The sequence below is a fragment of the Phyllobacterium sp. P5_D12 genome, assembly GCF_054049495.1.
This window is the reverse complement of sequence record NZ_JBFUMG010001208.1, coordinates 1-514: the sequence shown is the minus strand read 5'-3', so window position 1 is coordinate 514 and position 514 is coordinate 1. Positions and strand designations below refer to the sequence as shown.

General features: G+C 56.2%; 1 protein-coding gene. It reads left to right on the top strand.

Going from position 1 to position 514, the window contains the following annotated elements; all coding sequences use genetic code 11:
* On the top strand, positions 1-448 hold a 448-nt coding region (locus ACXJ5O_RS29535), incomplete at its 5' end, for a tripartite tricarboxylate transporter substrate-binding protein (protein WP_457302996.1).
* Between the last annotated feature and the right edge of the window lie 66 nt (positions 449-514).

The following is a 514-nucleotide window of genomic DNA, read 5'->3' as shown; positions in this document are numbered from 1 at the left end:
GCTGACAACTGTACCTTACAAAGGCACTGGTCCTGCCATGACAGATCTCCTGGGTGGTCAGGTGGATTTGATGTGCGACCAGACCACCAATACAACCAAACAGATCAAAGGCGGTACGATCAAAGCCTACGGAGTGACATCGGCCAAGAGACTCGATGCACTTCCCGATGTTCCAACCGTCGCGGAAGCTGGCCTGCCGGGCATGCAGGTAGGTATTTGGCACGGCATTTACGCGCCAAAGGGAACCCCTGCAGAGGTAACGCAGAAACTTTCGGCATCCCTGCAAAAGGCATTGAAAGATCCCAACATCGTCGCTCGATTTGYTGAACTGGGYACGGTGCCGTCGACTGATGCAGAAGCAACACCCGCCGGGCTGAAGACGAAGCTCGAGAGCGAAGTGACCCGCTGGAAGCCGGTCATTGAGGCGGCCGGTCAATACGCTGACTAGTAGACTATGGGGCCGGGAGTGGGAGAGTGCTTCTGGCCCTTCTTATGGAGGGCCCTTCTTATGGAG